At 60.9% G+C, this 13,506-nt stretch carries 9 protein-coding genes; 5 read left to right on the top strand and 4 right to left on the bottom strand.

The window, feature by feature from the left end; genetic code table 11:
- On the bottom strand, positions 1-900 hold a 900-nt coding region (locus VIG90_RS17270; RefSeq protein WP_331594766.1), incomplete at its 3' end, for a TonB-dependent receptor.
- Positions 901-1,203: 303 nt separating this feature from the next.
- Between VIG90_RS17270 and VIG90_RS17275 the strand changes: the two genes are divergently transcribed.
- The 5 genes from VIG90_RS17275 (at position 1,204) to VIG90_RS17295 (ending at position 10,635) form a co-directional block, all read left to right on the top strand.
- Complete coding sequence (locus VIG90_RS17275) at positions 1,204-2,589, top strand: LLM class flavin-dependent oxidoreductase (protein WP_331594767.1); 1,386 nt, start codon at positions 1,204-1,206, stop codon at positions 2,587-2,589.
- 12 nt (positions 2,590-2,601) lie between these two features.
- Positions 2,602-3,636: an LLM class flavin-dependent oxidoreductase gene (locus tag VIG90_RS17280; RefSeq protein ID WP_331594768.1), complete on the top strand. Its 1,035-nt coding sequence runs from the start codon at positions 2,602-2,604 to the stop codon at positions 3,634-3,636.
- A 294-nt stretch (positions 3,637-3,930) separates the two neighbouring features.
- Positions 3,931-5,946, top strand: coding sequence for an autotransporter assembly complex protein TamA (locus tag VIG90_RS17285; protein ID WP_331594769.1), 2,016 nt, complete (start codon positions 3,931-3,933; stop codon positions 5,944-5,946).
- Complete coding sequence (locus tag VIG90_RS17290; protein WP_331594770.1) at positions 5,946-10,145, top strand: translocation/assembly module TamB domain-containing protein; 4,200 nt, start codon at positions 5,946-5,948, stop codon at positions 10,143-10,145. Before VIG90_RS17285 ends, VIG90_RS17290 begins: the two co-directional genes overlap by 1 nt.
- A 193-nt stretch (positions 10,146-10,338) precedes the next feature.
- On the top strand, positions 10,339-10,635 hold the full coding sequence (locus tag VIG90_RS17295) for an SWIB/MDM2 domain-containing protein (protein WP_331594771.1): 297 nt from the start codon (positions 10,339-10,341) through the stop codon (positions 10,633-10,635).
- A 45-nt stretch (positions 10,636-10,680) separates the two neighbouring features.
- On the opposite strand, the gene VIG90_RS17300 is transcribed toward VIG90_RS17295, so the two are convergent.
- From VIG90_RS17300 to VIG90_RS17310, 3 genes are all read right to left on the bottom strand, one after another.
- Positions 10,681-11,940: a mechanosensitive ion channel family protein gene (locus tag VIG90_RS17300; RefSeq protein WP_331594772.1), complete on the bottom strand. Its 1,260-nt coding sequence runs from the start codon at positions 11,938-11,940 to the stop codon at positions 10,681-10,683.
- A gap of 134 nt (positions 11,941-12,074) precedes the next feature.
- Positions 12,075-12,572: a DUF202 domain-containing protein gene (locus VIG90_RS17305; RefSeq protein WP_331594773.1), complete on the bottom strand. Its 498-nt coding sequence runs from the start codon at positions 12,570-12,572 to the stop codon at positions 12,075-12,077.
- Between the two features lie 55 nt (positions 12,573-12,627).
- A partial coding sequence (locus tag VIG90_RS17310) for a sterol desaturase family protein (protein WP_331594774.1) occupies positions 12,628-13,506 on the bottom strand: 879 nt, incomplete at its 5' end.

Genomic DNA, 13,506 nt, shown 5'->3' on the forward strand with positions numbered 1-13,506 from the left:
GAAGCCAGTGGTCGAGCCGACCGGGACGCGAGCGTTGCCGCCCAGGTTGCAGTTGTACGACTCTTCGCCCAGCAGCGCCTGCGCGGTCGGGCCGTCGCTGTCTTCCCAGTAGGTGGCGTAGCCGCGCACGGTCAGCGCGTCAGTCGGGTGTGCGATGAAGCTCGCGGCAACCTGGCGGGTGTCACGCTCGCCCAGCTTGCCCGAGAAGCCGACGTTATCGTACTGGCCGTCGGTGTGGTAGTAGCGGCCCGACAGGCGTACGCCCAGCTTGTCCTCGACCAGCGGGCCCTCGACGGAGGCCTTCACTTCCGCAGTGTTGTAGGACTCATAGCTGACGTCGACGCTGCCCTTGACTTCGTCGGTCGCCGGCGCGCGGGTGATGAAGTTGATGGCGCCGCCGAAAGTGGCGCGGCCGAAGTTGGCCGACTGCGGGCCCTTCACGACCTCGACGCGCTCGATGTCGGTCAGACCGGAAGTCGAGCCGCCCGGAATGGCAACGCCGTCAACGAAGATGGTCACGGCCTGGCGGTTCGGGGAGTCGCCCGGGTACATGCCGCGCATGGTAATGGTGGTGAAGCTGCGGTCGTTGCGGTTGGCAGCGCTGTTCTGGTAGCGCAGGCCCGGCACGAACGCGTTGAGGTCGTTCAGGCCCTGCACGCCGCGAGCCGCAAGGCCTTCGCCGGTCATGGCGGTGATGGCGACGGGGACGTCGACCAGGCTTTCGCCACGCTTACGGGCGGTCACGATGATCTCGCCCATGCCCAGTTCGCTGCTGCTGGATGCAGCCGGCTGTGCCGGAGCTTCCTGTGCAGAAACCGCCGGGGCTGCAAGCCCGAGAGCCAGACCTGCGGTTGACGCCATCAGGGTCGATTTGCCCGCAAAAACAAAAAACTTACGCAAAGTTCTCTCCTCCACTGACTGCTTCCACGCACTGGTCCCGGAAGCAGGGTTCGCTTTCTTTCAGATCCCATTCGGTCGCATTTTAAGACTATGCGATCTTGTTCTTAGGCCGTGATCATCCAGAGTGAAAGATGGGATGGTCCACTGCGAAATTATGTCTATCCGTGGGGCGGATAGACCGTTGCGGTTTGATCGGCTGGTGGACAGATGGCTCGGTGGATCTAGCGGTGGGCAGAAGCTACGGCGGAAACTGACGTTTGCATCAAAACAGAACGAAAATTATAAATGCAAAGGAATAAGCTGATGCAAGCAGCACACCAGCCGCCAATGATGAAGCTCTTCGCGATGCCCATGGGGGCAGGCGGGCATATTGCGGGGTGGCGGCATGCCACCGCCAAACCGGGTCTGATCCACGAAATCGATTTTTGGCAGGAAATTGCGCGTACAGCCGAGCGCGGCAAGTTCGACGCGATTTTCCTCGCTGATTCCCAAGGGTTTCGTCCTGTCGTCGGGCGAGATGCATTCAGCCGCCTCGACAACATGCGAATGGATCCGATTACCTTGCACGGGGCGCTTGCAGTTTCCACGTCTCGTATCGGCTTGATCGGAACTCTGTCCACCAGCTACAACGAGCCCTACTCTGCGGCCCGGAGACTGGCGACACTGGATCACATCAGCAAGGGTCGCGCTGGTTGGAACGTGGTGACTTCAACCAGCGAGAACGAGGCGCACAACTTTGGACGTGATGCGCACTTCGGCCACGCGGAGCGATATGAGCGCGCCGGTGAGTTCATCGATGTGGTAAAGGGCCTGTGGGACAGCTGGGACGATGACGCCTTTGTGATTGACCCGGCAAGCGGCCGCTATTTCAATCCGGACAAGGTTCACGGACTTTATCACCAAGGCAAGCACTTCAGGGTGGCAGGCCCCATGACCATGGGTCGCCCGCCGCAGGGCCATCCGGTGATCGTGCAGGCCGGTGCATCCGAAGCCGGCCTTGATCTGGCGGCGGCCACGGCAGAGGCGGTGTTTACTTCGCACCCGATGCTGGAGAGCGCGCAGCAGTTTTACCAGGACTTGAAAGCGCGCGTGATTGCCAAGGGACGCAGCGCCGATAGCCTCAAGATCCTGACCGCGATCCAGCCGATCGTGGCGTCGTCCGAGGCCGAGGCGAACGCCATTTCTGACGAGTTGACCGCGCTTATTCACGAGGACGTCGCGATCTCTCTGCTCCAGATGTCGCTCGGCGGATTTGACTTCAGCGGCCATGATCTGGACGGTCCGCTGCCGGATCTTCCTCCCAGCAAGGCCTCTCAGGGCACGCAGAAGCGGATCGTCGATCTGGCGCGCAAGGAAAATCTGTCGATCCTTCAGGTGGCCCGCCAAGTGGCTGCAGGCCGCACCAGCAAGATGGTAAACGGCACTGCGGTGCAGATCGCTGATACGCTGGAGCAGTGGTTCAAGGCCGGGGCAGCCGACGGCTTTGTCATCGCCGCTCCCATTCTGCCGGATATGCTGGCTCGCTTCGTTGACGAGGTGGTGCCGATCCTGCAGGAGCGAGGTCTGTTCCGGCAGGACTACGCAGGGACGACCTTACGCGAGCATCTGGACCTGGAGCGCCCGGTCAGCCGCTATGCGCTGGATCCGGAGCTGCACCAAGAGCCCGAAATCTGGAAGAACATTTTTTAAGGGAGATAGTCCATGAAAGTTCTCGGCCTTCTCCCCTATGCGGATGAAAGCGAGCTCAAGGCGGCAAGCACTGCCTTTGATGCTGAGTTCGTGCGCAAGCTGGCGACGCTCTATGATGAAACCGGCTATGATCGTATTCTGATTGCCCAAAGTGCAAAGTCGCCTGACGGTCTGGCAACGGCCGCTCATGTGGCTGCGATCACGAACAACTTGAAGTTCATGATCGCGCACCGTCCGGGCTTCATTGCCCCGACAATGGCAGCGCGGATGCTCTCGACCATTGATCAACTGAGCAATGGCCGTGCCGGCGTGCACATCATCACGGCGATCAATGACGCGGAAACCCGGGCGGATGGCGATTTCCTCACCAAGGAGCAGCGCTATCACCGCAGTCGGGAATATGTGCAACTGCTGCGCCGTGCCTGGGCGGAAGATGCACCGTTCAACCATTTAGGGGACTTCTACCGCGTTGAGGGCGCCCAGACGATGCTCCGGCCGGCCAATGGCTCCATCCCGGTATACTGGGGCGGGTCATCAGACCTTGGCGTGAAGTTCGGTGCGGAATGTGCTGATGTCTATGCCTTTGCCGGGACGACGCTCGAGCGTAGCGCGCAGCTTATGCAGCAGGTGAGAGATGCCGCAGCGCCGCACGGCCGTTGTCCGCGCTTCCTGATGTCGATCCGTGTCGTGATAGCGCAGGATGATGCCGCAGCCTGGAAGCGGGCGGAGAGCATTGCCGATGCCTTGCGCGCCAAGTCCGGGGCTATCAAGATGGGCCTTGGCAGTGGCTCGGACGAGAGCGCCCAGCGCCGCGTGGCGGAGGCGATGGCGGCCCGGTCAGCGGCTGACCCGTGCTTGTGGGGCGGTGTGGTTGAGGCAACCGGCGGCCGGTCCCATGCCATGGCGCTGGTGGGCGGGCCCAAGACGCTCATCGAGGCGCTCAAGGCCTACGAGGCGCTTGGTGTGGATGAGGTCATTCTGCGCGGGTTTGACAACCTGGCGGACGCCGAGGCAATCGGTCGGGAGCTGATACCACACCTGGCATGATCGATCGGCCCTGACACGAAGAAGGCCCCGGTTGCGCCGCGCCACCGGGGCTTTTTTGTGCCAGGCACAACAGAGGTTGGAAATTTCATATTAATTAGCAACGAAAAATGGAAGTTGCCCCGGGCTCGGCGCACGCTGAAAATGGTTTATATCTTTTTGACAAGCTCTGCGTTTGACTCCTATTGCTGGGGTTCGTTCAGACTGCGCGTGGCGGTTCAGGCTCTACAGAGGACAGGATGTATCACCAGGCGAACCAGAGTGGCCCTTTGACTGAAGCTCTGCGTTGGTGAGCGTATGAAATCCCTTTTCCGATTGATTTTATTGACATCTTTCTTTTCCCCAAGCCTCTTTTCATCTTCGGCTTCTGCCCAGCAGGCAAGTGGCCCGGCACAGGTGCAGTCCGGACAACAGCAGGGCGCTCTGCAGGCGGACGACACTGGCTCTGTGCCTGTCAGCCTGCCGGAGATCCCCGACATCGCCGTGCCCTGGCCGGACCTGGACGCCTTTGCACCAGCCGAAGGTGCCACGCAGAGCCGTCGAGGTATGCGCTGGGATAATCTGAGCTATGCCGTTCAAATCATTGGCTTGAGGGATGTTGGACTGGAGGATCGTTTCCGGGAACTCTCAACACTGATCGGTGAGCGTGAGGGCCAGACATCCGGTGCGCAGATCAATCGCCGTGCCGAAGCGGATGTTAAGGCCATCACCCAATTGTTGAACTCCTACGGCTACTATGCCTCCACAACGGATGTCATGGTCGCGCCGGTTGGGGAAGAACAGCCGGGCAGGGTTCAGGTGACGCTGACGGTCAATCCAGGCCCACGTTACAAGTTCAGCGACATCCAGCTCAAGCTGCCCGAAAGCGCTTCTGTTGAAACCCGCGATCTGGTGTATCAGCTGTTTCCGCTGCTTCCAGGTGACTACATCGTCGCCAGCGATGTGGAATCCGCAGAAGGTGAACTGCTCCTGAAGCTTCCCCAACGCGGCTACCCCTTCGCCGAGTTCGGGACACGGCAAGTCCTGCTCGATGATCTGGACAACACCGGGATATACAGCCTGCCCGTCAGGCCCGGCCCTGTCAGCGTGTTCGGCTATTTCCGCATGAAGGGAGATCGGCTGTTCAGTGAAAAGCACCTCAATGTCCTGGCCCGCTTTGATCCAGGCGATCCCTATGACAGCCGTGACGTCGAGGATCTGAGGCAGGCGCTGGTGGCAACAGGCCTGTTCTCCAAGGTTGCGCTTCGTCCGGTCGAAACCGGTCAAGTATCGCCTGATGGCCGTTCCATTGTTGATATGGAAGTCGAGACGAGCAAGGGGCCGCAGCGGCGGCTTGCAGGCAGCGTGGGCTATGCGACCGGCGAGGGATTCCGCCTGGAAGGTCAGTGGATGCATCGCAACCTGCTTCCGCCCGAGGGCGCCGTTACCGTCGGGGCGGTGGCAGGAACCAAGGAGCAGCGGCTGGGCGTCAATCTTCGGCGGGCCAATGCAGGCAAGCGCGGCCGCAATATGTTCGCTGCGATAGAGACGAGCAGCGAGGATCGGGATGCCTATAGCGCACAGGCACTCACTGTAAGTGCGGGCTTCCAAAGGCCGCCTGATATCGCGCTGGAGCGCCGATGGGGATACTCGCTGGCTAGCGAAATAGTGATTACGAACCAGCGAGACCGGAGCCTTTTCTCCGAGGAAGGTGACGAAAACGGGCGTCGCCGTACCTTTATCATCGGTGCGCTGCCGGCCACTTTGCAGTATGACGGCTCCAATGACATGTTGGATCCTACCCGCGGGTTTCGTGTGGCGGGTCGGGTAACGCCGGAAGCGGCCTTCCAGGACGGTTTCTTCGGGTATACCCGGTTTCGGATTGATGCGAGCGGCTATCAGCCGGTTAGCGGCGACAATGTCGTGCTGGCTGGCCGCATTGCGCTCGGCGCAATTGCCGGAGCCGATCGCGATCGGATCGCCCCCAGCCGGCGGTTTTATGCTGGCGGCGGCGGGTCGGTGCGTGGATTTGGCTATGAAGAGCTTGGTCCCAAGGATGCGGATGGCGATCCGCTCGGTGGCAGGTCGCTGACCGAAGTCTCGGCGGAGCTGCGTTACCGCTTTGGCAATTACGGAATTGTCGCCTTTGTAGATGGCGGCCAGGTTTATACGGAGAAGCTGCCGCAGTTCAGCGACCTGCGCTTCGGTGCCGGTTTGGGCGCCCGGTATTACACGGCCTTCGGTCCCTTGCGGTTTGATATTGCAACACCACTTGGCCGCCGCAGCGGCGATCCGAAGTTTGCCGTCTATATTTCGATCGGACAGGCTTTCTGATGGAAACGGTCAGCGACGATACTCCGGCCCCCCGCCCAAAGTGGCGAAAGGGTCTGCTCATCACCGTGATGGGGATAGCGGCGCTGTTGGCCGTCGTCGTCATTGGGGTGTACGGGCTTAACACCGGTCCAGGGCGCGCCTTTCTTGTGCGCCAGATCATTAACCTGCAGCTGGAATCCGGCATGCGGGTCCATATCACCCGTATCGATGGGTCACTGTACAGCACGTTCACGGTGCGCGACCTTCGGTTGCTGGATCTTGACGGCGAATTTCTGCGCGTTCCCAGTGCCGAAGTGGATTGGGTGCCAATGTCGATGCTGAGCAAACACGTGGTGCTGAACCGCGTATACGTGCCAAGCCTGACATTCTCCCGCGTTCCGCGCCTGAATGAGGTGCCGTCTGACCCTAATAAGCCGCTGTTCCCGAATATCGATATTACCCTTGGTCAGGCAACGGTAGACCGCATCGTCATCGGCCCGCAGGTCGCGGGCAGGCAGTATGTTGCCCGGGCCAAGGCGAGCGGCCTGCTTCAAGATGGCCGACTGCAACTGGACGCGGACGCTTCGGCAGACGCGGGAGATCGGCTGCGGCTGAAGGCCTCGATCGACCCCGAGGAGGATATGCTCGACCTGTCTGCGCTGGTGACCGCACCGGTTGGCGGGCTGGTCTCCAGCATGGCCAAACTCGACAAGCCGCTGGTTTTGACGCTTAACGGAGCCGGCGGCTGGAGCCGCTGGGATGGGACGCTCGCCTCCCGATTGGCGGATGATGACCTGCTCACGCTGCAAATTGCGGGTCGAAGCGGCACCTTCGAGATCACCGGCCGCGCGGCCCCTGCACTGCTGCTGACAGAAGGGCCTGCCACGCGGTTGCTGGCTGAGGGCTTGGAGATCCGGTCCAAGTTCGGCTTCGATCTGCCAAACATTGCACTGGCAGTGAATGTCTCGGCCCCGGCTTTCAACATCAACGCGGAGGGCGGGCTTGATGCGGATACGAGCCACCTCAAGGAACTGAAGGTCGATGCCCGGCTGACTGAACCTGCCGCCGTCATGGATGGCATCAGCGGTGAAGACGTGGTGCTCATAGCCCTGCTGAATGGCCCGATTGCGGCCCCCGAAATCCGTTTTGATGCGCAGGCAAAACGTGTCGGCTACGAGGCGACGCAGGTGCACGGCCTGAAAGCCGCAGGGACGGTCTCCATGTCCGATACGGGCGACATGACCATGCCGGTTGAGCTATCGCTGGCATCGGTCGATGGCCTGAATGAAGCGGTGGCGGGTCTTCTGAGCCGGTTGAAACTGCAAGGAGTGGTGCAGATAACGCCCGAGGCGGTGTCAGCCGACAAGGTTTCGTTCACGTCCCAGCATTTGTCTGGTCGGGCCGGCTTCCGTCAGGTTGTGGCAAGTGGGGCCTACTCGGCCAATGTAGATGCAAAGCTGTCGCGCTACACCGTGCCCAACTTCGGCATGGTCGAAGGGACGGTCAAGGGCGCTCTGGGCTCTGACCCGAAGACCGGTGCGCTGACCATGCACGGCGATGTGCGGGCCCAGGCCTTGCGGCTCGACAACGAAAGCGCGCGTGAGTTTTTGGGTGGCCAACCGGTCCTTGAGGCCTCGGTACGCCAACTGGCCGACGGGCGCATCGTCGTGCGCAAGGGCACCTTGCAGGCGCCGCGCCTGCAGTTCAATGTGAGCCGCGGCGTCTACGCGCCGGATGGAACGCTGGATTTTGCCGCCGCTGGCAAGTCGGCGGCCTATGGCCCGTTCACAGTTGCGGCGTCCGGGCCCGCTATGCGCCCGGCGGTTCGAGCGACTGCTGCCCGTCCGGACCTTGGCCTTGGCCTGCGGGATATCAACCTTGCCGCGGCACCGGAGCCGGATGGCTATTTTGTCACCCTGGCAGGCCAGTCGTCTCAGGGCGACCTAAACGGCCGTGCCCGCATCATTCTCGACCAGGGGCCGATCGCGGCGGAAATCGAGGAGCTGCGGCTTGCCGATTTGCGCCTGAAGGGCAGGGTGGAGCAAACACAGCAAGGGCCGTTCCAGGGGCTCCTGACGCTGAACGGCTCTGGGCTGAATGGCAATGTACGCCTTGCCGCCGAAGGCGACGTGCAACGGGCGGACGCAAACATCGAGGCCCGTCGTGCCCGCCCGCCGGTCCTGCCGGCGCTTGCAATCGGGGAGGCCTCCCTCAAGGCAAGTCTGCGGCTGCCGGAAAGCGGGGCCGATGTTAATGCCACCCTTGCGGCGCGGCTGGTCCAGTATGGTCAGTGGCGCATCGAAAAGGTGTCGGGTACGGCCAATCTTGCCGGTGGTACGGGCAAGGCGGATATTTCTCTGGCCGGACGCTACAAGACCCCGTTTGAGATGGCCGCAACGGCCGTGATGGAGCCGAGCCGGGCGCAGGTGGCGCTCAATGGCTCGTTGAGCGGGCGGCGCATTCGAATGGCGGCGCCGGCGGTGGCAACGAAGACCCAGACAGGCTGGCGGCTTGCTCCCGCGACCATCAATTTTGCCGGCGGCAGTTTGAATGTTGAAGGGGAAACGGGGCCAGTCACGACGGCGAAGGCCAGCTGGACGGGACTGAACCTGCGCTTCCTTGATGCAGTCGATCCGGAGCTTGGTTTTTCCGGGTCGTCCTCCGGGACCGTGAATTTTGCCATGCCATCGGGCGGCGGCACTCCAAATTCAGAGCTGAGGATGGTCGTCAGCCGGTTGCAGCGTGCAGGCCTCACCACCGTGTCGCCCCCGCTGGATCTCGGCGTCAACGCATCGCTGTCAGAGCGACAGGCGGCCATACGGATGCTGCTGCGCCATGAAAAGGCGGTGGTCGGCTCGATGCAGGCCCGCCTGAACATGAGCCCGTCGGATGAGCGGGCCTGGACTGACCAGCTCTGGAGCGCGCCGCTGGCGGGTGGAATGCGGTTCAACGGTCCTGTCGAGCTGCTCTGGGCCATGAGCGGCCTCAAGGGGCAGGAACTGAGCGGCACGCTGGATGTGGCTGCCGATATGAGCGGCACGCTTGCGCAGCCGCTGGTACGCGGTGCCGTGCGCACTTCGGACATGGCGTATGAGAACATCGCTTTTGGAACCCGCGTGCAGAACCTGGCGCTTGATGCCCGCTTTGGCGGCTCCAGACTCCAGCTGGTGTCGCTGACCGGCACGACGCCGGGCGGCGGGAAGCTGTCGGCCAGCGGATACGCCGATCTGAACCAGGCACAGGGTTTTCCGATGAACGTGAAAATCAACCTGGACCAGTTCCGCGCTGCGCGAACCGATACACTGCAGGCAAGCATCAGCGGGCCGATCACGATCCGCCGGGATCAGAGCGGAGGGCTGATCGAGGGTAACATCCGGATTATCGAGGCGCGCTACCGGTTCACCGGCATGGCGGCTGCCGAAGTGCCCCAGCTTGAAGTGCAACGGATCGGCGATATTCCGGCCAGGGTCGATGCCGCTGGGCCGACAGGCCAGCCCGCGCTTGATTTCAATCTCAATGTGAAGGTCAGCGCTGATAACCGCATCTTCATTCAGGGAATGGGCCTTGATTCCGAATGGAGCACGGATCTTACGATTGGCGGCACGCTCTTCAGGCCGCAAATCGGCGGCGAGGTCGAAGTAGTGCGCGGCAATTACTCGTTTGCGGGTCGCCGGTTTGACCTGAACCGGGGCATCATTCGTCTGGGAGGAGAGTTCCCGCCGAATCCGACGCTCGATATTGAGGCCGGTGCAACCGTCGAAGGCGTCGAGGCCCTGCTGTTGGTCACAGGGCCGGCGATGAAGCCTGAGATCAGCTTCTCATCCGTGCCCACCCTGCCGCAGGATGAGATCCTGTCCCGCCTGCTGTTTGGTGGTTCCGCGGCCGAGTTGTCGGCAACCGAGGCATTGCAGTTAGCGGCCGCTGTGGCGTCGCTGCAGGGCGGTGGTGGGGGCGGGCTCAACCCGCTCGGCAAGCTGCGGCAGGCAACCAGCGTAGACCGCCTGCGTATCGTTGGGGCGGATGAGGCGACCGGGCGCGGCACCTCGCTGGCGGTCGGCCAGTACCTGACCGATGACGTGTATGTGGAAGTCTCAAGCGATACACATGGCAACACCGTGACGCAGCTTCAGATTGAGCTGACCAAGGCGTTGAGCATCCTGTCCCAGGTGGGCCAGACCGGGCAAAGCAGCCTTCAGCTTCAGTACGCCAAAGATTACTGAGCGGCGCGCTGCACTGCTGCGGTAAGTAGGGTGAGGCGTTCCGGCATCAGAGGGGGAGCCCTGTACATTTGCTGCCCGCATCCGACGGACACAGTTGGGGCGCCGAGCGTTAAATGGCCAGAACGGTGCCGCGCAATCCCTTAGAGGTTCTAAAGATTGCCGGTAACCAGCGGGCAATCGGGGAGAATCTGGAATGGCAGAAAAGAGCACCAAGGCGAAATCGGGTGGCAGCAAATCCGGCGGGGCCAAGTCCAATGCCTTGCAAAAGCCCCTCCAGCCATCGAAGGAACTGGCGGCAATTGTCGGGGACGGGCCGATTGCGCGCAGTGAAGTGGTGAGCAAGGTCTGGGACTACATCAAGAAGAACGACCTGCAGAACCCAGAGAATCGTCGCGAAATCCTGGCTGATGACAAGCTGGAGCCGGTGTTTGGCAAGAAGAAGGTGACGATGTTCGAGATGAACAAGTATCTCAATCAGCACCTGAAATAAGGATGCTGATCGAGATACCTGGTTTTCTGGACGCAAGGGTCGCCGTCAGTTGCTGGCCAGCAGCGCGGCGGCCCTGGATGTGGGTGCATTTTCCAGTCCTATCTGGATGTCCCACCCGGCGGGCTGCTGGTACACCCGCAAGCCGAATTCGGGCAGAATGGCAAAGAGATGGTCAAATATATCTGACTGAATACCTTCGTATTCTGCCCAGACGATCGTTGAGGCGAAGCAGTAGATTTCCAGCGGAACGCCGGTGGGCTCCGGCGGCATCTGGCGCACCATCAGCGACATTTTCTGATGCACGCCCGAGTGAGCCTTGAGATAGGCGAGAACATATGCCCGGAAGCAGCCGATGTTGGTTAGGCGGCGAGCGTTGACGGGCTGGCTCGCACGATCGGGATGGCTGGCATTCCAGATATCGATCTCGGCCTGCTTGGCATCGAGATACTCCCTCAGCAAAGCGAAACGGCGCAAGCCGGCACGCTCGTCCGGCGTGATGAAGCGGATGCTGGCCAGATCGATATTGATGGCGCGCTTGATGCGGCGACCGCCGGATTCTTGCATGCCCCGCCAGTTTTTGAAACTGTCGGTGATGAGCCGGTAGGTTGGAATCGTCGTGATCGTTTTGTCCCAGTTCTGGACCTTGACCGTATGCAGGGCGATATCGATGACGTCGCCGTCCGCATTCACCTGCGGCATCTCGATCCAGTCCCCCACGCGCACCATGTCGTTGGTGGTGAGTTGAACGCTGGCGACGAGCGACAGCAGCGTGTCCTTGAATACAAGAGTAAGGACCGCCATCAACGCGCCAAGGCTCGAGAGCAACAGCAGGGGCGACCGCTCGATCAGCAGCGCGATGGCAACGATGATGCCCACGCTGTAGAGCACGATTTTAAAAAGCTGGATATAGCCCTTGATCGGGCGGCTGGCCGCATCCGGGCGGCGGGCCCATAATTCATTGAAAATATTGAGAAAGCCACTAGCCGTTGCCACCAGCGCCATGACGATGAAGGAAGAGGCAACGTTCTCGATAATAAGCCTGGGCGTTTCTGGCAGACTTGGCACCAGAGCAACGCCATTCTGAATGACCAGGGCGGGTACAATATAGGCGAGCCGCTGTACCACCTTGTAACGAAGCAAAAGTCCTTCGCCAAAAAGGGACGTGCGCTCGGCTAGCTGGCGGGCCAACCGCACCAGGACAAACTTTGTAATCCAGTCAGCAATCCAGGCTGCCAGGCAAAGGGCGGCGATACCAATCAGGCTGTTTACAATCGGGTAGGCTTGGAGAAATTCGGCTGTCGTCATCAATCCGGTTGGCGCGTGAAGGGGCGCAAAGCGCCTCGCACCGTCTCGTTGCAATGGCGGAAATAGATCGGGCTTCCCCCTCAGGAATGCCCGAGCGAGGCGCAAGCGTCAACCCTTCGGCCCGGAAAGAGCGGTTAAGACTGAGAGAAGTCGCCGCTCCAGATGCCGTACAGCGCTGCCAGCGCAACAAGGACGAGGAAGGTGTTAACGCCGATGAACACGAAGGCAGGTAAACGGCGGACCTTGGGGATTTCCGGCGGTATGCCGGGTTGCAGGTGCCGCCAGATGCCTGCGACGAAACAGAAGGCGCTGAGCATGACCAGCACTGTCGCTGTGGCCATGATCAGCCAGTCCGCCACGATGTCCTCAAGGACGGCCCGGACGCCGATGCCGCTCGCCAGTGAGGCGAGGCCAGTGCGCACCCAGGCAGCGTAAGTGCGCTCGGCAGCAAAGATGGTGCGATCCGCCGCCAGCTCCGTCCGACGGTCCGCGCTTTCAAACGCCTGCCGGGAGCTGTGTTCGACGGCTTTTGCGCTTTTCTTGATCTGCTCCGTCTGGGTTCTTAGCCCGTCTGGCATTCGGGCGGAGCTGTCCTCGGTGGGGTGCGGCGGTCGGGAAGATGGTGTGGACATGACGACACAACTCCGGAACAGGGAGGCCCCGGCGCACGCCCAGGCCATCAGCGGCTTAGGCCTGCGAGGGGGCGCGCAGCCTTGCCAGAACCAGCCGCCCGTTCTCCCGGACCGACTGGCTGATGCGGACAAACGGGTAGGCCATCTGTTTTAGGTAGAATAACGGTATCTTGGCCGGATTGTTGCTGTTCTCTTCGATCCATTCTGCATTGGGAATGCCGGTTGGAGGGTAAACATCTCGGTCTGAGCAATGGGAGCCAAACAGCTTGTCCCAGATGACCAGACGCTCGCCGTAGTTTACATCGAAATGTTCTTCCAGGCATGAATGATGCACCCGATGGTACTGGGGGCTGACAATAAAGTTGCCCAGCCAGCCCAGGTTGGTTCGGGTGTTTGAGTGGATGAAATAGCCCCAGAAGTTGTTCAGCACGGCAAAAAGAACCCATGCCGGGTAGGACCCGCCAACAAAGGCAATGGGAATGGTGCGAATGGCCCCGGAGATGGTGCTCTCGAACGGGTGGGTTCGATGGGTTGTGGCCGGATTGAGATGGCGCTGGGAATGGTGAATGGCGTGAAAGTGCCAGAGCCACCGTACTTCGTGGCGAATTCGATGCGACCAGTAGAACATGAAGTCTGAAATGAGGAAGGCGCCGATGGTCTGAAGCCATAGCGGCTTGTCATCCAACAAGCCCGTATTCACGAAAGGCAAGTAGGTAGAATAGATGTATTTGGCAAAAACAACGCCGGAGCCAATAAATGCCGCAGGTATAAGGATCCGCGGTATGGGGTAGAGAAAATCAAGTAGAAGATTACCGCTGCGATGGGCCCGATGAGGGGCGGCAGGGAGCAGGCGTTCTAATATAAGGCAGGGAATAAGGCCGAGAAGTAATATTTTAGGATCGGCAAAGTACGTTAATATCTTCCACGCATCTTG

The sequence above is a fragment of the Pedomonas sp. genome (assembly GCF_036515995.1).
Lineage (GTDB): Bacteria > Pseudomonadota > Alphaproteobacteria > Sphingomonadales > Sphingomonadaceae > Pedomonas.

Excerpts from the sequence above, each read along its gene's own strand:
- VIG90_RS17275 (WP_331594767.1), top strand. The coding sequence starts at position 1,204 with ATGCAAGCAGCACACCAGCCGCCAATGATGAAGCTCTTCGCGATGCCC.
- VIG90_RS17280 (WP_331594768.1), top strand. The coding sequence starts at position 2,602 with ATGAAAGTTCTCGGCCTTCTCCCCTATGCGGATGAAAGCGAGCTCAAG.
- VIG90_RS17285 (WP_331594769.1), top strand. The coding sequence starts at position 3,931 with ATGAAATCCCTTTTCCGATTGATTTTATTGACATCTTTCTTTTCCCCA.
- VIG90_RS17290 (WP_331594770.1), top strand. The coding sequence starts at position 5,946 with ATGGAAACGGTCAGCGACGATACTCCGGCCCCCCGCCCAAAGTGGCGA.
- VIG90_RS17295 (WP_331594771.1), top strand. The coding sequence starts at position 10,339 with ATGGCAGAAAAGAGCACCAAGGCGAAATCGGGTGGCAGCAAATCCGGC.
- VIG90_RS17300 (WP_331594772.1), bottom strand. The coding sequence starts at position 11,940 with ATGACGACAGCCGAATTTCTCCAAGCCTACCCGATTGTAAACAGCCTG.
- VIG90_RS17305 (WP_331594773.1), bottom strand. The coding sequence starts at position 12,572 with ATGTCCACACCATCTTCCCGACCGCCGCACCCCACCGAGGACAGCTCC.